Below are 22,622 nucleotides of genomic sequence, written 5' to 3' on the forward strand. Positions count from 1 at the left end.
AGGCAGTATCTAATTCCTGTTTTCTACTCTACTTTTAGGGGTGAATAATGAATGCGAGGCATATCTGTTTATTTAGCTGAACAGCCGATTCATCAAATAGAATCGTACATTCGTAAAGTAAGAAAACATGGATTTCAGTCTATTTTTACATCATTACATATACCTGAGGATGACCATTCCTATTATAGAAAAAGATTAATCGACTTAGGAGAATTGGCTAAATCGATTAATATGGAACTTGTTGCTGATATTTCAAAAACGTCGCTAAAAAAACTAGGGTTAACTGTAAAGACTGCTAACGAGCTTTGTCAATGGGGATTAACTGGGCTAAGAATTGACTATGGGATCAATGCTGAAGAAATTGTAGAGCTTTCAACATTTATGAAAATTGCATTAAATGCTAGTACGATTAATCATTTGAGCTTGGAAAAGTTGGTAAATGCCGGTTTATCGTTATCGTCTGTTGAAGGGTGGCATAATTTTTATCCACGTCCAGAAACAGGCCTTGATCGTGAAGAATTTCATGAAAAAAATAATTGGTTAAACATGAAAGGGATTTCAGTAATGGCGTTTATTCCAGGAGATGAACAATTACGCGGTCCTTTATTTAGCCGTTTACCGACGTTAGAAGATCATCGAAATATGTCACCATTTTCTGCATATTTGCAATTAAAGGATATGTTGGTCGATAAGGTGCTAGTAGGCGATAAAACAATAAGCGATTTTGCATTAAAACAATTTTCTGCATTTAACGAAGGAATGATTATTTTACGAGCAAAACCTTATACAGAAAATATTGATCTCCTTCAGTTCGTTTCTGCCATTCACACCAATCGATTAGATTTAGCAAGGGATTGTATTAGATCAGTTGAGTCTAGAAATTATGCTCAAATAGGTACTCGTGATTTATCCCCTTTTCATACTGTTGAACGACCTTTAGGAGCAATTACTGTAGATAACGAAAATTACGGGCGCTACAAAGGAGAGCTTCAAATTACAAAACGTTCATTACAGGCTGATAAAAAGGTGAATGTTATTGGGCAAATTGTTGAAGAAGACATCCCGCTTATTCCTTTTATTAAAGGAGGAAAACAATTTCAAATTGAATGGGTATAAAAATATTTTTCGTAAAATTCCATGTGGTATATAGTTGACAAAGAAAAAAGCTAATTAGAGAATAATATTAACTACAAAACATTAAGAATAAAGGGGTAGATCTGCCCATGTCCGTTACCGGAGGATTAGTCATGCTTTCCGAAATGCTTCCCAATCTTCCTCCTTCTGAGAAAAAAATTGCCTCATACATACTGGATCATCCTGAAGAGGCAGTTTCATTAACAGCTAGTGAATTGGGCAAGCGAAGTTTAACAAGCGGTGCTGCAGTAATTAGATTATGTAAATCATTGAACTTAAAAGGCTTTCAAGAATTAAAACTTAGAATTGCTGGTGATTTAAAAAAAAATGATGATGTCGGTTTCCGTGATATTGAGCCTGAAGAATCTCATTTATCACTGATTCAAAAGATGACAAATAATACGATCCAAACAATTAAGGAGACGGCTGAAATTTTACGATCAGAAGAATTATCAAAGGCTGTCAATGCTGTAAAAAAAGCTAAAACGATTCACTTTTTTGGTGTTGGAGCATCTGGGATTATTGCTTTAGATGCACAACAAAAATTTTTAAGGATAGATAAAACGGCGACAGCATTTTCTGATGTTCACCTCGTTGCTACTTTAATTGCAAATGCACATAAAGATGATGTCGTTGTGGGGATTTCATTTTCAGGAGAAACAATCGAAGTAGCAAAAATATTAGAATTAGCGAACGAAAAAGGGATTACAACAATTAGTTTAACAAGATATGGGACTTCTTTAGTGACAGAACGGGCTGATATCCGATTATATACTTCGGCTACGAGAGAAGCTACACATAGAAGCGGTGCAACCTCTTCAAGGATGGCTCAGCTTCATGTTATCGATATTCTATTCATGTGTGTTGTCGCTCAAGCATATGACGAAACGATTATGCGCCTTGATGAAACAAGGGAAGTGATTCATTCTCTAAGAAAAGGATTAGGAAAGCCAAATAGAAAAAAGGGATAAGCATTTATCGTGCTTATTTCAGACTGTTGCCAAATGAAGCTTATGAACTTATTGTTCTATTCATATCGCCTCGTTGCTTGGCGCCTTGGCTGACAAGCGTTTTCAACCAGTCTGAATGAATTAAAATTCAAATATGAACTTTGTCTCCAATCTCGGATAAGCACGTGCGGTGCTTATCTTTTTTTATTCTTCGAGAGAAAAAGCGGGATTAGGCATAGTTACGGTCTAAGATAACAATATTGATTTATCGCTTTTTTTATAAAGAGAGTTGTTCCTACGAAGATAAATATACATCGTTTTTGGATAGGCAAAGTTTATCAACTATAAAATTAAGTATCTATATAGAACATTCTTGTTTGTAAAGTTTTATATATTTAATAGATTTAGTCATGCCATGTATAATGTTGAAAGCTTGTAAATAGAATTTGCTCCATCATTTGTGCTTGTTAACACTAATTTTTAAAATGTGCCATAGTCTCTTGTTACTTGTCCAATCTCTTTCTTTCATTTTACGTATGTTAGTAAGAGAAGGATAAGGAGGTGGAAAAAAGAGTTGGGAAAAGAAGAAAAATTTATGTAGAGAATTTGCAAGAATTTTAGGTGGAAGCGGGAGCTTTGAAGATGGAGTATGTTTTGTCCAAAAGCTGCGCCAAATACCGTTCAGAATTGAAGGAGTGCCAACTAATTCCCCATTAGTATTGCCCCAATTATTTTCTTTTGAGATTCGCCACGGAAAAGTTCTTAACTTAGGGGAGACAGTTCTTTTGCAGGAAGAGGTAAATCCACTTATATCAGAACTTAGAAAAAGAAAAATCAAAGTTACTGCATTTCATAATCATTGGTTATTTGAAGAACCACGGGCAATGTATTTACACTTTCAATCAACAAGTCAAAGTCCACTTACTTTTGCTAAAAATGTTGCTGAAGCATTTAAAGTATTAGATAGATCACATCATGATTTTGAATACGAATAAAGGCAGTTGAATGCGAAAACCATACACCACTTTTTTAATAAAGAATAAAATCAAAGGGAGCCTTCCTCCAGCTCCCTTTGATTACACTATGATTGGGATTGGGTTTTATCAAAAAATCTTAATAAATCACCGTAAATTACTTTATCAGAATATTCTAGTTCCTGTTTCACTTGTTGTGTGTACGGTTCACATGAACTCGGACTAATTACTTCTCCCGTCAATTTGTCATAGCATGTCTCCTTTGTAAACACAAAGTCATTTGTAATAAAGCTGCCATCACGTAAGATCACAAGGTTATCTCGGTCGTTTGCAAACAAATCTGTCCCGAACTGAATATCTCCTTTCGTGTTAATCCCCATTAAGTGTAGTATTGTTGGTTTAAGATCAATTTGGCCAGAAATAGATGAAATCGTTCTGCCTTCTTGACCTGGAATATGGATAATTAACGGGACTCGTTGAAGCTGTACAGTATCAAATGGTGTTATTTCTTTATTTAAAAATTGCCCCATTGCCTTGTTATGATTTTCAGAAATTCCATAATGATCGCCATACATGACAATAATAGACTCTTCATATAATCCTTCATTTTTTAAGTCTTCGATAAAAAGTTTAACAGCCTCATCCATATAACGAACTGTTGGGAAGTAACGATTTAATGTACCGCTTTGAGAATCGTATTCATCGATATAACGGTCTTCCTCATCTAACGTAAACGGAAAATGATTTGTTAATGTAATAAATTTTGCGTAAAGAGGCTTCGGCATCTCTTTTAAATGATGGATAGACTGTTCAAAAAACTGGATATCTTTCATTCCCCAATTAACTGAAATCTCTGGTGAAACTTCAAAATCAGTAAGAGAGTAAAATCGGTCATAACCGAATGATTGATAAACGACGTCTCGGTTCCAGAAGCTTTTATTATTAGCATGTAATACAGAGGTAAAGTAACCATTTTCTTTTAACTTTTTTGTCAATGTATCATATTCGTTGCTGCCATGAGTAAAAAATACTGCACCACGGCCAAGCGGGTATAAAGAGTTGTCTAATAGAAACTCAGAATCAGATGTTTTACCTTGTCCAGTTTGATGGTAAAAATGATCAAAATAGAAACTTTCCTTAATAAATTGATTTAAAAATGGTGTGATTTCTTCACCGTTCACCGTTTCTCCGATGACAAAATTCTGGAGTGATTCGAGTGAAATTAAAATAATATTTTTTCCTTTCGCAATTCCAAATAGCTCTCCATTTGGTTCTTTGAAATGGGCATTTGTGAAATTCTCAATATCAACGAGTTCATTTCCGTCTGCCATTGCTCGCTGTGCTTTAGTTTTCGTATGTAGAACGGCATCGTAAATATGAAAATGGTAAGTTCCGATGTTCTTTACAAGTATTTCGCGATCGAATGTTCTTGTAAGCAGTTCAGGGCGTTGGGTTTCAGCTAAGCCAATATTTAAAAACATAAGTCCTAATGTGATAAAATAAAATGCTTTTTTTTCTATTTTAGAAAATAGTTTATTTGAAAGAAAAGCTTGCTTTTTAATCATTAGTAAAATAAGCCCTAAGTCGATAAAATAAAAGAAATCAAACCATGAAACGAGGGCTATGATACTATTGCCTAAATCACCTAAATTATTAGTTTGCATTAATAGCGGAATTGTAATGAAATCATTAAATTCTCTGTAATATACAGCATTTGCATATAATACAAATGAGATTAAAAAAGATGAAACCAAAATATAAATATTACTTTTTTTTCCTTTTAAAAAAATACCGATCCCTAAAACTAACATAATAAAACTTAATGGGTTTAAAAATAGGATCACTTCTTGCATTATATTTTCGGTATTTATCGAAAAGTTTATTTTATAAACGAGGTATGTTTTAAACCATAAAAGAATAGTCGCAAAAACAACGAGATTTAACTTGAACTTTTTCAGTATACTCATAAAATCCCCCTTGCAAAAGATAAGTTCAAATTTGTATTGTATCAAATTGATCATTATTTGTGAACAAATTTCAATCTAGATAGACTAATTTACACTCTATTTAACTATAAAAGTTATGTCATTTTTCATAAAATAGTCCAAGATTCCTTAATTTTTTTTAAAAAAACGACTGCAATGAAGTTAGTTTAAAAATACCATATGAGCCAATAATGATGAATGCTAAATGGAGGATTAGTTATTAAATGTGGAATTCCTATTAATTTATGTAAAGGGCTGAAACGAGTTCAAGTCCCTAGTTGTTGACAAACGGACTTGTGAACACCTGTTCTATTTTCTTCAGCCGTGGCTGACAAGCTTTTTCAACTAGTCATAAGAAATCGACTCAAAATATTGATTTTGTCTACAATATTAGGGCTGAAACGAGTTCAGCCCTAATATTAATCCTTTATTTCTTACTGTTTATATATAATTTTCCTTCCGCGATTTGTCTTACTTCATTGCCATAGTCATCTGTTACGATTACTTCAACTTCTGCTCCGGGTGCTTTAACATTTTTCGTTGCGGTATAATAGCCGACGTAATGTCCTGGAGATGTCTCCATGATTGGCAACTCGTTTGCATTTGATAACATGGCACCTGTATTTGTTAACGGCATTTTAATTGTAAATGTTGCCTTTAATCCTGGTTCACTATCAAATTCAATTTTAATAGAATCTCCAGAATCAAGATACTTATCTTCTGTTGGAGTTAAATGATTAATTGTTGGTGCTGTATACTTTACATCAATTTTAATCGAGTTACTTGTTTCGTTACCAGCTTTATCTTTAGCAATAACAGTAATAGTGTTTTCACCTTCGTCTAAAATGATGCGAGCTTTATATTTTCCATCGGATATTGAAGCTTTTTTATCGTTTACAACGACTGAATCAAGGTTTTCATCTGCGACAATTCCCTCAACAGTAATCACTTCTTTATTCGTCTTTGAACCATTTGTAGGTGAATCAATTGTTAATTCTGGCTTAGTTTTATCGTAAATCACTGTTATTGGAGCTGAGCTATCAGTAGATCCATTTTCAGTTGAAGCTTTTGCCGTCAACTCATTTTTTCCTTCAGTCAACGTAACTTCAGCCGAAAATTCTCCTTTTTCATCTGCTTCAACAGCTGTTACTTCGTCACCATTATTGAAAATATTAACTGTTACAGCTGGTGAAGAAGTTCCTTTGATAACGATTTTTTCTTCATTTGTAAACATATTTTGTGAAGGTGAAGTAATAACCGGTGCTGTTACTTCGTAGTTGACGACTGCGCGGATCATATAATTTCCTTCACTTTTTGGAGATTTAGACCATGCACCACTTACTAATTGCCAGCTTCGATCTTTATGTTCTCCATTCTCGTCTGTCGCTAAACCAGGCGCATTTGGATGTTGTTTAGTTTGAATATAAACTAAATAGAAATCACCATATCCATCAACCATAATCCCATGTCCGCTTAAATCAACATGTGTCCAAGTACCATCACGAAGAGCTGTTGCCTCAAATGGTCCAGCAAGTTTTTTGCCAGGTGCTCCATCTGATCCAGATGCATCATAGACCGCAACTTGGAACTCGTTTCCTCCCGGAGTTGGCCAAGTTTGATCCCAGAAGCGGAATAAGCCTCCAGTCACAAGTGCTTTTTCATTACCAGGAGCTAATGACATTTTTACAGCCCAGCCGTTACCTGCATCGTAAAATGCACGGGCATTTTCTGCTGATCCATCATCGTAACCAATCTCACCTGGGTATCCAATAAAAGGTTTTAATTGGATATTTTGATTAATCGTTTCATTTCCAGTTATCGTAACATTCATCTCTTGATTATAGAAAGATGCTGCCAGCACTTTAATTGTGTAATCTCCTTCATAGGCAGTGATAGAAAACTCACCATTTTCATTTGTTTCGACCGGCTGAATAGCTGCATCTTCCACTAAAATAAGTGTTGCGCCTGAAATAGGTTCTCCAGTTAATTCGTTTGTTACAACTCCATTCATTGTTCCTTTTGGAATTTCTTCAAGGATAAAGTTGGCTGTTGTCTCACCGTCTGCGTTAACGGTAACTCGCTGTGCTTGAGAACGGAACCCATACGCTTCAGCTTGAACAGTAAAATCACCTGCAGAATGGACTAACTCATATGTTCCATTTTGTGGATTAGTCACTGTTGACCGGCCTGTTTCAAGAACACTTACTTGTGCATTTATTGGGAGTAAAGCAGGTGCTGCTCCTACTTTATCGCTTTTTTCTTGTTCATTATTGTCCGATTTTATCGGTAAAATTTTATCTGGATTTACTTTTTCCTTTTTAGCTTTTGTATCTTTTTTTCCAGTCGTCTTTTCTGACTTTGCTTTCTTGTTAGTCATCGATGCTTTGTTGTTAGAAGTATCTGTTAAGCGGACATCATCTAAGTACCAGCCTGCTTTTTGAACACTAACGTCCGATGTAACATTGAAGGCAACGTATATACGTTGACCAGCATATTCACTTAAATCAACTTCACCGTCTGTCCATTCATTAGAATTTCCTGTTAGGCGAAGTGCTTGAGTCCAATTTTCCATATCTGTAGAAACAAATACGTGAGCAAAATCCCACCGGTTTTCAAGCTCATGCCAATGTTTAAATTGTAAAAAAGCGTTTCCTTCAGGAAGATCAATCGGAGGCATTACTAATGACATATTTGCATAGTTATCATAGTTTCCAGCTAAATTTGTCGCAAACACCTTTTCACCTGAAAAAGCGGTTTTTGGTCCCGAAGTTGGAACTCCCCATTCCCACGTATCTTTTTCACCGAACGAACTCCAACCGATCGGATTTGATTCAAAGTCGGTAAAGTAACCAACCGATATACCTTGTTTTACTAATACATTGTATTCTTCAGATTCAGTAAGATTTCCACCAAAATCCAATATATTCCATTTATAAGTAACAGAAGGTTCGGCAATGTCATCGCGTGGAATTACAGCACGGTAAGTTCCGTTTTTATAATCGCCGCTTATCCGTTTCGCTTCAAGAGTAGCAAAGTTTCCATCAGATTTTTTATACTCAAGAGTGACTTGTGAAACGCTTACATTGTCACTCGCAGTAACAGTTAAAGGCAAATCTATGCCGACATAAGTTTCTTGTGGACTTGAATGTTCAAATGTCGGTGCATCAGAATCATCTCCGTCTTTACCAACTTGTCCTTTTATTTTTCCTAATCCAGACATAATTGATGAAACTGCATCATATGCATTAACTAATCCGTGGCCATATCCGTTATTTGGGCTTTCTGGAAAGGTTGAATCAGTTAATGAAGTAGCAGTTGACATTAAGATTTCTTCAATTTGATCAACGGTTAAGTTTCCGTTCACTTGTTTCAACAAGGCGACAACTGCTGAAACATGCGGTCCAGCCATCGATGTTCCATTCCAACCGCCTTCATAGCCATTTCCTGGTGTTGATGAACGAATATTTACTCCCGGTGCAGAAATCTCTGGCTTTATTTCATTATATGGTGACGGTCCTTGAAGTGAAAAGCCGGCTAGCTTGTTATTAATATCTGTTGCACCTGTTGCAAATGATTCGGGATAGTTTGCAGGGGTTGCAATGGATCCTGGTCCTCCTGGATTAGAGAAATTTGTATTTCCTGCCGAAAACTCAGGAAAGATTTCAGCATCACGCCATGTTTGCACCATCGGTCGATACCATTCGTCCAGTCCTGGTCCGCCCCCCCATGAGTTATTTACGACATCAGGAGCCATCTCAGGGTTTGGATTGCCGTTTTGATCTTTAGGGGCTAAAATCCATTCCCCCGCTGCTAATAGATCGCGGTCAGTTCCTCCGGAAGATGTAAATGCTTTTACAGCTATCCACTTTGCTCCTGGAGCAACCCCAATTTTATTCGATCCGTTCGCTTCCCCACCAACCATCGTTCCTGTTACATGTGTACCATGACCATGATCATCATATGGAGTAGTTCGTCCTGCAGTTGCATCAAACCAATTATAATCATGGTTTGGTTGATCAGGGTTTGCCGGATTATACCCGCGATATTTTTCTTTTAATGCAGGATGATCCCATTGAACACCAGTATCAATAGAGGCAACAACTGTTCCTGATCCATCAATGCCCATTTCCCATACAGCTGGGGCACCAACACGATCAACATTCCATTCGATCGAGTTTGTCTTTGCTTTTGGCTCGACTGCTAAGTTTTGTTTCACCTCAGGCTGATAAAGCTGTCGTGTTTCATTCGGAAGAACTTTATCAACTTCTGGGAAAGAAGCGATTTGTTCCATCACATCTTTTGTTGCTGTAACAGCAATTGCATTGACGATAAAAAACGATTCAATATCTTTTGCTTTCCCAGCCTTTTCTTGTTTTTTAAGATATTTTAATGTGTTTTCTTGTGTTTCAATGCTAACTGCTCGCAATGATGAAACAATTGAAGAACGTTTGATTGATTTAGCTTTCGCTGATGTTATATTTTGGGCAGCGGTAGCTTTTTCTGCTTGTTTTGCAACTTCTGTTGTATTGACTTGTTCTTTAAATTTAATTAAAAATGTGACTTGATCTTTTTCTTCAAACTGTTTTAAAAGCTTTCCAGTTTTTTTTTCTTTTGCCGGCGACTCTTTAATAGAAGTATTAATTTTTCCTTTTGTTCCAGCATTAGCGACGTTTGGCAACATCAATGGAAGCATTAGCAACATAACCATAAATAGATATAACCAACGAAAACGATCAATTTTTCTTTTTTTCAAACCATTCCCTCCTTCAATAATTTCCGTAAATCAGAAGACAAACCGCTTTAATGGACCGAATGTCACCTCCTTATACGTTTCAATATAAACAATAGCCGATTATATCGTTTCGCTGTGTCGAATAGTAGGAGTAAGTATTTGAATATTCCCAAAATAATAAAAATGGGCTGTTTTTTGAAAGAGAATACTAGTTAAATAGATATAGAAAAATGCTCCTAATCATAAAAAATGTTGAATTAAAAGTTAAAATAATAAAAGCAATTTAAAAAATGAACAAAAATTCCCATTTGCTCATATTCAGTAAATAAATATAGGCTGATTTAACTAATTGATTTAATTAGGTCATTAGTAATGTTAAATGATTTATTATTAATTTGAACACATTAAATTTCATAAATTTATCATAAAAATAGGTTAAAAGATGTAATATTTTAATGAATTTTATAATCTTACATAAAGTTACATATCTTTAGATAGAGGATCATCTTTTTTTGAAAAATAATACTTTAATCATACTGATTGTAACGTCTTTTAAGGTATAAAGTATAGTTTCGGAATAGACGATAAAAGAGATGATTTTACAATAGTGTAAATTTTATTTACATTTAGTCATAATATGACTCGAGTTTTGTCGAGTAATTTTACAAAGTTTATTAGAGTAGTAATGATGTTGGATGAAAATCGCCCATTAGTGTATCTTTTTTTTATTTTATTCGTCTAACTATTAACAGAGGGGGATCGATCTATTCATGAATTACGAGGAAGTGTTTAGGGGGATATATGAAGAGTACAGTGATAAAGTATACAGTTATATTTTCCTCCTTGTAAAGCAAAAAGAGATTGCGGAGGATTTAACACAAGAGACTTTTATTAGGGTATATAAACATTTAAATAAATTTAATGGTGAAGCAAAAATGCTTACTTGGATAGTAAAAATTTCACGAAATGTAACTATTGATTATTTTCGTAAAAATGCAAAGTTCAAATTTTCTCCAATTGAAAAATATCAATTCATCTCAGATGATCCTACACCTACTGAAATCGTAATGAAAGGCGAAAAAATAGTCTTTTTATATAAAAGTATTCAACAATTAAAATTAAGTTATCAAGAGGTACTTATTTTAAGGAAAATTAAAGGTTTTTCTATAAAGGAAACATCGGAAATACTCGGTTGGAATGAAAATAAAGTAAAAGTAACTACATCAAGGGCAATTCAAGCACTAAAACGCGAAATGAAGAAAAGGAGTGCCTTTCATGAAGAAATTTTCAGAAATGGATGAGTTATTTAAACAATTAAATGACATTCCCCGTTCTCATGTACAAAAGGAAGAAACATTAAGGAAAGTGTTATCTTCTTCTAATGTAAAACGAAGGAAAAATAGGAAGCAAGTGATCTGGAGCTTGCTTGCTTTCGCAGCATGTTTCATGTTAGCGGTGGTGGTATTTAACGGGAAGAACATAATTATTAATAATCGACAGAGTGAGGCGATTCAATTACTTGAGATCAACTCAAGTGATATTGTCAGTTTTAAAGCGGTTTCACTAGAACATATGAATGTGGATGAAGAAGATTTATTTCTTCAGCCGCATGTTGTAGAAATTAAAAATGATCATACATGGGAGGAAGAATTATCAAATATTTTAAATCATTGCGTTGAAATTAAAAAAGCCCCAAATTCAAAGCCGATATATAAAATTCTTATTACACTTAAAAACGATAAATCATTAGTAATGGACGTCTGGACAGAGGAAAAAAAAGTTTATTTAAAAGAAACAAACAGTGACTTCAATTACGAAGTTTCCAAGGATCATGTAAAATATTTACAGGCTATTTTAGAAGAAATGACTTAATAAAATTAGTTTAATTAATATTTTCATTCTTCTTTTATGAAGTAAGTACGAAAGATAGTTTTTTAGTGTGATATATGAATTTAATGAATCTTTAACTGCAGTGAAAATTAACTATTATGTTAAAGTAAAAAGCAAAATGATAATAAAGGAATGGATCATTAACTTGATCGAAGCAGTGATTTGAGTAGTGTTTAGCAGTTTATGTTGCCAAACACTACTCTTTTTTTAGAAATGTTTAAAGCAAGCTAGGGTTGATAAACTAGTATCAAGCCCCTTTTGATTGTTTTTTTAAAAATTCATGAAATTGTTATTGATTAATTTAAGCTTTGTGATTATTCTTTTATTAAAGCACAATTTAAAGCGCTTTCATTCCAGTTGTCTAATCTGTAAAGTACTGAAAGTTGATGTAGAAAATGATAATTTAACAGGAGGGATTATGTTGAAAAATATTTTAAAAATTTCGATTGCTTTTTTTGTCAGCATTAGTGTCCAAGGTCTGTTGAATATGAAGTCATTAGCCTCAGATTTTATTAGTGGGATGGTCATTTTCATCATAGTATTTGGAGTGCTTACTATTCCTGAACTAAAAGAGAATTTGCAAAAAGCAAAGTGATAAAAGGTAATTATGGTGTACTATTTTCCGTTCTGAATTCCTATATGAAATATTAGTAAACCAAAAAAAATAATTAGATCTAAAGGATATAATTTATTTCCGCTCAATATCCTTCCCTATAAGAAAGTTTAACGTGGTTAAATTTAACGAAGTCTCTCATCTTCGAGGGATGTGAAGGGTGTAGACCAATGAGTAGGTGGGGAATGAATGTCGTAAAGTTAAAGAAAAAATTTTTAACTATATTTTTATTGTTAAAAAAGTATAGGAGGGATATGCGTAATAAAATATCCGTTTTTAGAAAAAGGGGCCAATAGGGGTTACTGCACCATCATCAGGAGTACCAAAAGAATTACATAGACTATTGGAAACTGTCTGTAACCGAATGAAAACAAAAGGATTTAATGTTATTTGCGGTAATATTGCTTGGATCAAGATCAAGTAAGGTCTGCTCCAGCTAAAGTTCGCGCAGAAGACTTTAATAAAATGATGCAGGATAAAAATATTCATCTTATTATTCCTCCATGGGTGGAGAATTACTAATTGAGATGCTTGAATATATTGACTTTGAACATATGAAAAATAAGTGGATGTTAGTCGATTATTATTAGCTATCACTTTAAAAACAGGTATGGCTACTGCTCGTGGAACGAATTTAGTCGATTTAAGGGGAGAATATTCAGATGAAACGACCGTGCAAAATTGACTCGTCCTTTTTTGTGGATAAAACCGACTTCATCAAAAAAATATCAAAAAGAATGGCAGTTAGATAAACCTGCCCCATATGTCTTCAATTTAACCGAATAAACTAATTGGAAATCGATTCCAAGCGGTCGTGTTAAGCCGCAGGGACGTTTGCTTGAAGAATGTATTAACATTATTAGGCATGTAATTGAAACACCATATGGAGATGTAGCTTATTTTAGGAAAAATCATATTCAAGATGAGCCAGTTATTTGGGTTTTTTGAAAATGACAAATGTTCAACCGCCGGTTTGCATCGGTCCCTTATCCAAATGTAATTAGCTGGTTGGTTTAATCATTGTTCAGGGATTATGTTCGGAAGAAGTCCTGCTAATACTCCTATTGAAAATTATACAGTTGAGGATGTTTATAGGAAACTTTCTGAGAAGCTTCAAATCCCAATTATATATGACATTGATTGTGGTCATGTTCCGCCGCAAATTACGTTTATAAATGGAGCGTACGCTGAGATTAGCGTATATAATAAACAAGGGACAATATTACAATATTTTAAATAAAAAAGTAAACTAAAAAGAAATGCTCAGCGAAAAAATCTCTGAGCATTTTTCAATGTTCAGCGCGCCCAGCAGGCCGTTAATTGCTAGTTGGTGAAAGTCCAACCTGAGTAAGTGCCAAGACGCTCAGTAGCTGACAGGCAACTGGTAGAGAAATCCTAAGGTTGAAGCCCTGTGACAAAGTAATTCATTCGTGAGTGCGAGCAACCTAGCAGGTCGTAACATGAAGTGAATCCTGCCGCCTCGTCAATTACAACCCTCGTTGAGGACAAAGGGAAGTTGAGCCTGGTGAACATGGGCGAAAACCATGGAAGGTGTGAGGAACTTGGAATTCAGCACTGAAGAATCCCTCGGGGTAAGGGGAACGACATGTTAGGAAAGTAGTTAACGGAACTGGGGATACCCTCCTCGGTCACTTCTAAAGAAGTAACACAGAAACCTATAAGCATGAAGCGAAGTGGTGGATGGACTGAGAGGGAGTCGGAGGGGGTCATAGTACCAATGATGACAATGCCAACACAACGTTGTCTAGGGAAGGACGGCAAAAGCCAATACCCTACTTCGTTCATATATTCAAGGAGGTAAGAGTCAGTGAATGCCAAGAAAATGGCTAACTACACCAATTATGCAAAAGCTCAAGAACTCTGGAAAACATTATACCTTTGTGCCAAGGAAAGCAAGACACGCCGGTTTCATGCCTTATATGATAAGATTTATCGACCTGATATCTTGTGGGAAGCATGGCAAAGAGTAAGAAGAAATCGAGGGAGTAGTGGAGTAGATTCTCAGACTATGGAAAATATTGAGATCTATGGGGAGGATAGATTTCTTAATGAGATTTATCTTGAACTGAAGGAAAATCGATATCATCCACAACCAGTTTTACGTACTTACATCCCTAAAGATGATGGAAAGAAACGTCCATTAGGAATCCCAACCATCAAGGACAGGGTTGTACAAATGGCAACCAAGCTAGTCATAGAACCTATCTTTGAAGCTGACTTTAAAGATTGTTCTTATGGTTTCCGTCCCAAAAGGAATGCGCATCAAGCCATAGCGAAAATCAGGAAAGAGAGCAAGAAAAGCTATTGGGTATTAGACGTCGATATCCAAGGTTATTTTGATAACATCAACCATGATAAATTGATGAAACTTGTAGAACAGCGAATTAGTGACCGCAAAGTGCTGAAATTGATTCGCAAATGGCTACAAGCAGGAATCATGGAAGAAGGAAAAGTGAGGAATTCTGTCTTGGGGGCCCCTCAAGGCGGTGTGATTTCACCATTACTTTCGAACATATATTTAGATGTGATGGATTCCCTCTGGGAAAAGAAATTCAGCCATCTAGGTTCTCTTATTCGTTATGCGGATGACTTTGTCATTTTGTGCAGGACAAAACAGCAAGCGCTAGAAGGTATACGAGTCATCCAAGCAATTATGGGAAAACTTGACCTCTCACTACATAAGGAGAAATCAAGACTCGTCAACATCTGGGATGACAGTGACGGATTTGATTTTCTGGGATTCCATCATCGAAAATTCCCCATTCGTAAAAAGGGTGGTCGAACATTCTTAATCATGAACCATGTCCCGAGTAAGAAGGCTATGAAGAAGATGCGAAAGAAAATCAAGGATTTTACGGAACCACGACATAAACTATTTATGGACATAAAAGAATTGGTGAAGGGACTGAACCGAAGGTTACAAGGATTCAAGAATTACTACCAATTTTCTCCAATGTCCAAGAGGTGGTTGAATCGCATTGACTGGTATGTGTTACAACGTTTAAATCTTTTTCATAACAAGAAAAGAAATAAACGACATAAACATGCCTATCTTCAAGATACAGTAAATAAAGTCCAATTCATATTGGTGAAATTAGCGAATTAAATCCGTAAAGCCAAAGGAAGAAGAACGTCGGAAAGCCGTATGAGGGAAAACTTCACGTACGGTTTGATGATGAGGGGGAGCAGGAAAAGGAATTGCCCTCTTGTCTGGCTTAGTAAGGTGGAACACCCTGAACCCCGAGGACAAAGAAGGCAGTATCTAATTCCTGTTTTCTACTCTACTCTATTAGCTGATGCTCCTCCCTGATTAATACTTACAATCGTCGGACTCGTTAAAAGAAAAAATACGCCATTTATTTCTATTTTATTATCTGAACATAAAGGATACTGACTTTAATCAACTAACGAACGATGCATTGATCTGACCAATAACCTTTAATACATTTTTTCCATTTTGGAATATAGATGCCGTTTTTATAATAACCGCCGCCATATTGATATTGAGTGCAACGCCAGCATAAAGCCCGATCTAAGTCGTTATTCAGTTCTTTACGAGCAACATGAAGCAATGTTTTCTCATTGTTAATTTGAGAAAAAAGCTCCTTGTAGGCTACGTCTGCCGAAATATCGACAATTTTTTTTTGATCGGTATTTAAATGATGAATATGATAGCAATTATCTTTTAGCAGTGATGTGTAATCTGTTAAAAGAATAGTTAGTTTTGCTGTTTTAAAAATATATTCAAACGTTAAAGTTGAAGTGAATTGTATATGTAACTTGTCGTTCGTTTTAGTTTTTAATTCGTATTGAATGCGCCATCCATATTGATGACTATCTGTACCTAATAGCGGAGTTAACATAAAATCGTTTTCAGACATTAATTGTTCATGATAAAGTTTATAAAACTTTGATTCTGATACTAGTTTCAAAAACTCTTTTCTATTTATCTCCTTCACTTTTTACCTCCTTAGTAAAGTAATTACTTCTTTAATAGATTTTACTATATTCTTCCATGAAGAGAATAGTTCTTAATACCTAAATATAAAATAGTTATCTCTTATTTTAAAAAAAAAGAATCATTTTCCCTGTATTTCCATGGAAATAATTAAGGTCTGGAGATGTTTTAGAAATTCTGTTAGGTTAGTACATGACCAATTTCTATTTAGAAGGAGGAAATTTATAGTGAAGAAAATTATATTTTTTAGTGCTATATTACTAGTGTTTACAATTATTCCCCAAATAAAATATATAAACACAAATGCACAAACGGTTGAAGGAACGAAATTTTATACAGTTCAAAAAGGTGATTCACTTTATCGAATTGGGGTGAAATTCGGTGTTCCTGTAAACAAATTACGCGATGTAAACTTTATTAAAACAGAAAACGTTTCTCCTGGAGATAAATTGATTATACCTGATTCGATTACTGATAGTGAAAAAGAATTATTAGCTAGACTTGTACATGCTGAGGCAAAAGGTGAACCATATGCAGGAAAAGTAGCTGTGGCAACAGTCGTTTTAAATCGAGTTGAAAGTAAACTATTTCCAAACACGATTAAAGATGTTATTTATCAAAAAAGACAATTTGAACCAGTAGCAAATGGGACAATAAACGAACATGCCGACGAAGATTCCAAAAAGGCCGTTATGGAAGCACTTGCATTAAAAGGGAGCGGAAAAGGATCTTTATATTTTTTCAACCCTGATAAAACAAGCAATAAATGGCTGCGTTCAAAAGAAGTAACTACTGTAATTGGTAAACACCGCTTTGCCAAATAGTCTACTTTTAAAAATCCGTACTATTTAGTACGGATTTTTTTAGTAATATTAAATAGTTCACAAAATTGTAAGCAATAATTTTATAAATCTACTATTTTATTCAAACTTTTATCGATTTTATATTATATAATTTTTAAAAATAAGTAAAATGCGAGGTGAAAGTTTTGGGGGATAAACTAAGAGGGTTGGTTAGATTATTTTTCAGCGGTGTATTTTTCGCGCTCGCCCTGTATAAGATTACGAGTCAGCCCCTAGGTGAAATGTTATATACATCTCGTGTAGCAACTATCATTTACTTGTCTATTTCTCTTTTTTTAGCAGTATCAGCTGTTATTCTATTGAAAAAGAAAGAGAGTCGGGTAGGAAGGAATGAATAACCCTTTTTTGAGTACATGCCGTTGGAATCGTATACGATTATTCGCTAAAATGAAGATGGATGAAAGGAGGAGCAAATATTAATGCTGTTTTCTCATTTATTAAGGGAAGCAAGTAATGTTGTACTATTAACCGGAGCTGGTATGTCAACAGAAAGTGGGCTCCCTGATTTTCGCTCTAGTAATGGGCTTTGGAATAAAGAAGATCCTAGCAGAATAGCAAGTGTTGATGCACTAAATCAAAATGTAGAACATTTTTTTCAATTTTATCTCCACCGGGTAATTGGACTGAAGGAATGTAAACCGCATAAAGGGCATCGAATTTTAGCAAAATGGGAAAGGGAAGGGCTAATTAACACAATCATTACGCAAAATGTTGACGGCTTTCACCAAGAGGCAGGCAGTCAAAATGTTGCGGAGCTTCATGGAACACTTCAAAACGTTCACTGTGAGAGTTGTGGAAAATCATCTAGCAGTGAAATCTATTTAACAAGAAGGTATCAATGTGAATGCGGCGGTGTTTTACGGCCGTCTGTCGTTTTATTTGGTGAAATGCTTCCGGAAAAAGCATTCACGATTGCCACTGAAGAAAGTCAGAAAGCAGATCTCTTTATTGTACTCGGTTCATCATTAACAGTCACCCCTGCAAATCAATTTCCACTTCTCGCGAAAGAAAACGGAGCAAAACTTGTCATCATTAATATGGAACCAACTCAATTCGATATGTATGCGGACTTAACAATACACGGACAAAAAATTGGTGATGTGTTGCAGGCTAACGATCTAAGTATGCAATAGAAAAGTTTCTTAAGTTTCTTTCTATTTCAATAGTATCCTTAGGTAAAAAAAGGATACTATTGATAGAATGAAACAAACTCAACATTTGTGAGTAGACATTCAGCATCTGAACCATCAATATTAGCCATCCAAATATTTGCTTTAGCATCCATTAAACTTGCTTTTCGATACCATGCTATTTTTTTAAGAGACTTAACGTAAAATGGATCATAGTTACCACTTTCTCCTTTTGGTGAGGAAATTTCAGTTTGCTTTAAGCTTTTTAAATCGATTAAAAAAAGTGATGGCAAAGTTTTTTGTGGATCGCTTGACCATTCTTGTTCTTTGACCCGGGAAACGATCATTTTAGAATCATTAACCCATGTAAAGCCGATATCAGCATAGTGAGGAGGCGTAAGTACAGTTGAATGAAAAGTTTTGAACTCTTTAAGTTTTAACGCTTTATTATTAATGTCGATTGTCATTCGACCGCCGCCTGCAATGTAGCCGAGAATATTTTTGGATTCAGCCCATTTTGGTTCAGATACAGGGAGAATCACTTCATCAACGACTATAAATTGTTTTCCATCTTTTGAGATGACGCATAGCATATTATAATCCATTGAAAGCGAAGCGGTGGGGGTAACGATAAAAGAAATCCATTGACCATCTGGAGAAAAGGTGAGCCTTTCTGTATCAATGGATTGAATGATAGTACTTCCTTTTGAAAGGTTTTTCGGGATGACAAATAATTTCTCACGTTTTTTTTTTTTCTAAGCTGACTTTATATAGGATCGGATTCGTCCAACCATCAGGTCGGGGAAAAGCGCTAGAAGAAACGATAAATCCGTTTCCCTCTGGTGTCCATGTATATGTATCAACCCCGAATGTCATATTATTAAACTGTTTTAAATTAGAAACATTTAAGACGCCATTTCCTTGAAAAGCAACAATATTTCGATTTGGAGCCCATTGAGGGTTTTGTCCATCATAAAATATTTTTATCTTTTTGCTTGATTTCACATTGTATACCCAAATTTCAGTTCGAGATTTCTCAAGGTCAGGAACTGTTTGTTGGTAAAGGATCCATTCACCATCAACTGACCATTGGGGTGAAGAAAGGATGTTTTCCTCCTTTGTAATTTGTTTTTCCACACCGTTTATTTTAGTCCATAAATTTTCCCCTCTTATAAAAGCAAGTTTTAAATCAGTCGTAGTGTGACGATCGGCGTTTACAGGGATAGTAAAGAATTGAAAGAAGAGAAACATACAAGCAATTATGAATCTTAACATGTTAAAACACCCCCATTAAATAAAGTTATTTTTTCCTATATAGCGGTGTTATATGTACAACTAAAGTTATGCGCTGTAAATAAATGATCATCAGCTTCTTCTCAACAAAAGATTTCTTCAGCGATGATCCGATCGTTGCAAAGTAGCAATAAATTAATGGGGAATTATGGTGATTAGTCCCGAAATTCGTTATTATATGTTAATGTAATTAGAAAATATTATAAATAATCAAATTGATAAATGAAAAAAGATTTTGAAATATACCAAGGATTCCCCAACCCCCTCGATTTTGAGGGGGCTCTTTCCGCCGTACACAATTTTTATTTCACGCTTCAAATCGCTTATTTGGTCTTTTAAAAAGTCATTTTCCCCGAGAAAACTTGGCTTTTTCCTTCTGAAAAGTGAATTTCGCTCTTTTAATGATTTTGTTGACAAAAGCGGATGATGTTTATGAGCAAGAAATGACGTAAGCGGTTGAGAGGTTTTTGAAGGAGTAAGTGACAACTTTCAGTAGTGAGATAATTAAAAAAGAATAGTTTTTTGCAAGAACATGAAAAAAACTTTACGAAAAGACCGCAATCAGAGCATAGAATAAAACTAAATTGATGGGTAGCCAACTTTTAATCAAATTTTAAACCAACAGGAAAAAGCTTGTGTGCTTCATCTTCATCAGTTGTTAAAAGGCGTCACAAGCTTATATTAGTTTGTCTTTTTTCAAAGCTCTGTACAACACGCTCTCGTTTTTCTCTATGGTGCATAGGGTCAAAACGTACTCTTTTTTTATAAATAGGGAAGTAGCGAACGACCATTTTTTTATGAGAGTGGAATGCTTCAGCTTCCCAATACACAATGAAATCACGTGCTTTAGCTGAAAATTTTTTACCATCAGGTCCTGTGATTTCAAGTTGCACATCAACGCGATTAGACCAAATGCCAGCGTGTTCAAAAAAGATACCCTTATTAATCTTTGAAGAACGGATATAAGCGATGGCCCGAACACCGTATTTTTCAATTATACGATTGCCTACGTAAGGAAGAAAAGAGAAGTGAAAAAGGGCTCCTACTACTAAAATCACAACAATCATAGCTTGTGCTTCCTCTATGAGTTGTGTAGAAGTAAATATTTTCATTACAACGAATGATAGAATGAAAACAGCTAGTAAAAATAATAAAAAAAATTTACGTATATGATCACTCCTGAATTAAATGAGGCATTTATTCTTTATAATGAAAAATTTCTATTCTTTTTTAAAAAATGGAATTTACTCTTTTGCATCTGAAAGTATCTCAAGATTTTTTTCAACCGCAGAATGCACTTTTTCCAATCCATTTCTTTTTTCTAGTAATGCCTTTTCTGTCATAGCTCATTATTTTTGATTTTTCTGTAATTTGTAACGTGTAACATCTAACTGTTTAGTATTTGCCTTTTCAAGTTCACGCTCTAAATCAAAGCCTTTTCGCTTCATATGCTCCACATATTTAGTCTGAACTACTGCCATATCATTACAAGTTTTTATAAAATGCCTACAGTTAATCGCCAGCACATCTTGCTTTCGTCTGCCGTCATATTTTTCAATGAGCGGCACGGCGACCACATGCATATGAGTCGTTTTTTTTCGTCTATGTGAACAATGACATGCATCACATTTTTTTCTTCAATCTTGATTTTTTTGTACCCGAAAAATTGCTTATCCCATGAAAAAAAAAATCACCCCCTTATTGTTACCTTCCATGTTACTAGAAAAAGACCTAATTGGAAACTGATAAAAGCCAATTAGAGCACTCGCTTTTTTGCATTAGGAACACTAAAAATCCCTCTGTTATGATTAAGTGTCTAATTCAAACAAAATTAGAGGGATTGATTCAATTGCGATAAAAGGAACATTGAATGAATACTATTCAACTCGATAATGGTTCAGAATTTAAATTCAACCGTTGATCCGAATACTGGTATTTTGCCTCAAATGGATTGAAAGACGATATAGGAAAAAACGGTATAATCAATAAAAACTACTTCCTTAAAAATAAATGAAAGTTTATTTAAAATTCAATAATACTTAATTAATAGTTTTAGAGGATGAAAAGAGTACCTTGTACCTCAAAAACGAACTGCCGCCTTTTTAGCCTGAGTCCTAAATTTACAAGGACTCAGGTTATTTTTATATAAAATATACTCTTTATATTGTTCCTATTGAAAAATGATATATATATCTTCTATAAAAAGGGATCGTATTAAACTAGATAGGGGGTACGATTAAAAGCTATGTAACTAGCGTTGGGATTTGCGATAACCAGCTTGAACCGCTTCGTCTTCTGAACAAAACATTTCTTCTGCTATCGTCCGATCGTAAAAATCCCCGCTTGGAACGTGATAAATCTTTTCTCCTTTACTGTTTATATTTCCTTTAATAGTGGGGCTTTGACAACTATTACTCGTTTGTGTGGATGGGCTGTTTTGCTGTTCGGAATGGTCCGTTTCATATCCTTTATCTGTCACATAGTTCTCAAGCGACCAAATTCCTCGCTCCTCTTTTTGTGCCTTTTCTTGGATTGCCCGAAATTGATCTACATATTTGGTATTTGGCGGAAATACAGCGACCCTAGCAAGCCCTTTTTCTAAAAGCATTTCGTTGATCATTTTTTCATTAACATATACATAAGCTAAAATGCGCCCATAGCGATCACGTTCCTCTACATCAAGTTCTAACTTAATATCCTGATGAAGAAGTGTATCTTTTGTAAAATCAGATGCTTCTGGGCCAAAAGGCTGCACAGGCTTCTTTGGATGTTTTGTTTCCGGTGTATCCACAAGAATAAGGCGAACTCGTTCTTTTTTACCATCTTCAAATCGAACATCAATTGTATCGCCATCAACTACGTTTATGACTGTCGCTTTCATAAATGAATGTGACTCCGCAGCTTGATCTGTTTCGACTTCTTGAACTTCTGTATTCGTTGTTTCTGTTATATTTTTATCGCTCGTTTCATTGATTTCTCCGCAACCTGAAAAAATAATGGCTGAAATCGATAGCAATAAAAAAAAAATTAATTTTCTCATAAATGATTTCCTCCTTATGCAAAAAAGGTTTTCATATTA

At 34.9% G+C, this 22,622-nt stretch carries 17 protein-coding genes and 1 pseudogene; 10 read left to right on the plus strand and 8 right to left on the minus strand.

Annotation, left to right across the window (positions count from 1 at the left end; all coding sequences use genetic code 11):
• Positions 1 to 51 precede the first annotated feature (51 nt).
• The 3 genes from K6959_RS04490 to K6959_RS04500 all read left to right on the plus strand — a co-directional run bounded on the left by K6959_RS04490 (position 52) and on the right by K6959_RS04500 (position 3,079).
• A complete protein-coding gene (locus K6959_RS04490; protein ID WP_163243374.1) occupies positions 52 to 1,116 on the plus strand; it encodes a DUF871 domain-containing protein in 1,065 nt (354 codons plus the stop codon).
• A 131-nt stretch (positions 1,117 to 1,247) separates the two neighbouring features.
• Positions 1,248 to 2,105 (plus strand): MurR/RpiR family transcriptional regulator, encoded by an 858-nt coding sequence (locus K6959_RS04495; protein ID WP_394373022.1) that lies wholly within the window; start codon positions 1,248 to 1,250, stop codon positions 2,103 to 2,105.
• Positions 2,106 to 2,698: 593 nt separating this feature from the next.
• Complete coding sequence (locus tag K6959_RS04500) at positions 2,699 to 3,079, plus strand: DUF1259 domain-containing protein (protein WP_223088308.1); 381 nt, start codon at positions 2,699 to 2,701, stop codon at positions 3,077 to 3,079.
• Positions 3,080 to 3,165: 86 nt separating this feature from the next.
• Here K6959_RS04500 and K6959_RS04505 read toward each other — a convergent pair whose 3' ends face one another.
• Together K6959_RS04505 and K6959_RS04510 are read right to left on the minus strand one after the other, a co-directional pair.
• Positions 3,166 to 5,025 carry an LTA synthase family protein gene (locus K6959_RS04505; RefSeq protein ID WP_223087764.1) on the minus strand — a complete coding sequence of 620 codons (1,860 nt, stop codon included), beginning with the start codon at positions 5,023 to 5,025 and terminating at the stop codon, positions 3,166 to 3,168.
• Positions 5,026 to 5,470: 445 nt separating this feature from the next.
• A complete protein-coding gene (locus K6959_RS04510; RefSeq protein WP_223088310.1) occupies positions 5,471 to 9,751 on the minus strand; it encodes a S8 family peptidase in 4,281 nt (1,426 codons plus the stop codon).
• 794 nt (positions 9,752 to 10,545) lie between these two features.
• Here K6959_RS04510 and K6959_RS04515 point away from each other — a divergent pair.
• From K6959_RS04515 to ltrA, 5 genes and pseudogenes are all read left to right on the plus strand, one after another.
• Positions 10,546 to 11,076 (plus strand): RNA polymerase sigma factor, encoded by a 531-nt coding sequence (locus K6959_RS04515; protein ID WP_163243369.1) that lies wholly within the window; start codon positions 10,546 to 10,548, stop codon positions 11,074 to 11,076.
• The gene (locus K6959_RS04520; RefSeq protein WP_223087766.1) at positions 11,051 to 11,647 is read left to right on the plus strand and encodes a hypothetical protein; all 597 of its coding nucleotides are present in this window, start codon (positions 11,051 to 11,053) and stop codon (positions 11,645 to 11,647) included. The genes K6959_RS04515 and K6959_RS04520 overlap by 26 nt, the downstream gene beginning before the upstream one ends.
• A gap of 439 nt (positions 11,648 to 12,086) precedes the next feature.
• Positions 12,087 to 12,260, plus strand: a complete 174-nt coding sequence (locus tag K6959_RS04525; protein ID WP_163243367.1) for a hypothetical protein — start codon at positions 12,087 to 12,089, stop codon at positions 12,258 to 12,260.
• 261 nt (positions 12,261 to 12,521) lie between these two features.
• A pseudogene (locus K6959_RS04530) lies at positions 12,522 to 13,518 on the plus strand (S66 family peptidase).
• A gap of 588 nt (positions 13,519 to 14,106) precedes the next feature.
• Complete coding sequence (ltrA, locus tag K6959_RS04535; RefSeq protein ID WP_223087767.1) at positions 14,107 to 15,405, plus strand: group II intron reverse transcriptase/maturase; 1,299 nt, start codon at positions 14,107 to 14,109, stop codon at positions 15,403 to 15,405.
• 298 nt (positions 15,406 to 15,703) lie between these two features.
• Here ltrA and K6959_RS04540 read toward each other — a convergent pair whose 3' ends face one another.
• Entirely contained in the window at positions 15,704 to 16,258 is a 555-nt protein-coding gene (locus K6959_RS04540) for a hypothetical protein (RefSeq protein ID WP_163243456.1), read from the minus strand.
• A 271-nt stretch (positions 16,259 to 16,529) separates the two neighbouring features.
• Here K6959_RS04540 and K6959_RS04545 point away from each other — a divergent pair, with 271 nt between their 5' ends.
• Positions 16,530 to 17,081, plus strand: a complete 552-nt coding sequence (locus K6959_RS04545; RefSeq protein ID WP_262421962.1) for a cell wall hydrolase — start codon at positions 16,530 to 16,532, stop codon at positions 17,079 to 17,081.
• Positions 17,082 to 17,539: 458 nt separating this feature from the next.
• Entirely contained in the window at positions 17,540 to 18,253 is a 714-nt protein-coding gene (locus K6959_RS04550; protein ID WP_223087771.1) for an NAD-dependent protein deacylase, read from the plus strand.
• 56 nt (positions 18,254 to 18,309) lie between these two features.
• Here the strand turns inward: K6959_RS04550 and K6959_RS04555 are convergent, their stop codons facing one another.
• The 5 genes from K6959_RS04555 to K6959_RS04575 all read right to left on the minus strand — a co-directional run bounded on the left by K6959_RS04555 (position 18,310) and on the right by K6959_RS04575 (position 22,583).
• A complete protein-coding gene (locus tag K6959_RS04555; RefSeq protein ID WP_223087772.1) occupies positions 18,310 to 18,843 on the minus strand; it encodes a TolB-like translocation protein in 534 nt (177 codons plus the stop codon).
• A 145-nt stretch (positions 18,844 to 18,988) separates the two neighbouring features.
• Positions 18,989 to 19,525 carry a TolB family protein gene (locus K6959_RS04560; protein ID WP_223087774.1) on the minus strand — a complete coding sequence of 179 codons (537 nt, stop codon included), beginning with the start codon at positions 19,523 to 19,525 and terminating at the stop codon, positions 18,989 to 18,991.
• A 686-nt stretch (positions 19,526 to 20,211) separates the two neighbouring features.
• Positions 20,212 to 20,610 carry a hypothetical protein gene (locus K6959_RS04565; RefSeq protein ID WP_223087776.1) on the minus strand — a complete coding sequence of 133 codons (399 nt, stop codon included), beginning with the start codon at positions 20,608 to 20,610 and terminating at the stop codon, positions 20,212 to 20,214.
• A gap of 282 nt (positions 20,611 to 20,892) precedes the next feature.
• Complete coding sequence (locus K6959_RS04570) at positions 20,893 to 21,126, minus strand: plasmid recombination protein (protein ID WP_163243451.1); 234 nt, start codon at positions 21,124 to 21,126, stop codon at positions 20,893 to 20,895.
• Between the two features lie 668 nt (positions 21,127 to 21,794).
• Positions 21,795 to 22,583, minus strand: a complete 789-nt coding sequence (locus K6959_RS04575) for a thermonuclease family protein (protein ID WP_223087777.1) — start codon at positions 22,581 to 22,583, stop codon at positions 21,795 to 21,797.
• Between the last annotated feature and the right edge of the window lie 39 nt (positions 22,584 to 22,622).

Origin of the sequence: Bacillus aquiflavi (genome assembly GCF_019915265.1) — a bacterium.
Lineage (GTDB): Bacteria > Bacillota > Bacilli > Bacillales > Cytobacillaceae > Bacillus_BT > Bacillus_BT aquiflavi.

Coding starts and splice junctions, on each gene's coding strand:
- K6959_RS04490 (WP_163243374.1), top strand. CDS start 52: ATGCGAGGCATATCTGTTTATTTAGCTGAACAGCCGATTCATCAAATA.
- K6959_RS04495 (WP_394373022.1), top strand. CDS start 1,248: ATGCTTTCCGAAATGCTTCCCAATCTTCCTCCTTCTGAGAAAAAAATT.
- K6959_RS04505 (WP_223087764.1), bottom strand. CDS start 5,025: ATGAGTATACTGAAAAAGTTCAAGTTAAATCTCGTTGTTTTTGCGACT.
- K6959_RS04510 (WP_223088310.1), bottom strand. CDS start 9,751: ATGGTTATGTTGCTAATGCTTCCATTGATGTTGCCAAACGTCGCTAAT.
- K6959_RS04515 (WP_163243369.1), top strand. CDS start 10,546: ATGAATTACGAGGAAGTGTTTAGGGGGATATATGAAGAGTACAGTGAT.
- K6959_RS04520 (WP_223087766.1), top strand. CDS start 11,051: ATGAAGAAATTTTCAGAAATGGATGAGTTATTTAAACAATTAAATGAC.
- K6959_RS04550 (WP_223087771.1), top strand. CDS start 17,540: ATGCTGTTTTCTCATTTATTAAGGGAAGCAAGTAATGTTGTACTATTA.
- K6959_RS04555 (WP_223087772.1), bottom strand. CDS start 18,843: ATGCTATGCGTCATCTCAAAAGATGGAAAACAATTTATAGTCGTTGAT.
- K6959_RS04560 (WP_223087774.1), bottom strand. CDS start 19,525: ATGTTAAGATTCATAATTGCTTGTATGTTTCTCTTCTTTCAATTCTTT.
- K6959_RS04565 (WP_223087776.1), bottom strand. CDS start 20,610: ATGATTGTTGTGATTTTAGTAGTAGGAGCCCTTTTTCACTTCTCTTTT.
- K6959_RS04570 (WP_163243451.1), bottom strand. CDS start 21,126: ATGCATGTGGTCGCCGTGCCGCTCATTGAAAAATATGACGGCAGACGA.
- K6959_RS04575 (WP_223087777.1), bottom strand. CDS start 22,583: ATGAGAAAATTAATTTTTTTTTTATTGCTATCGATTTCAGCCATTATT.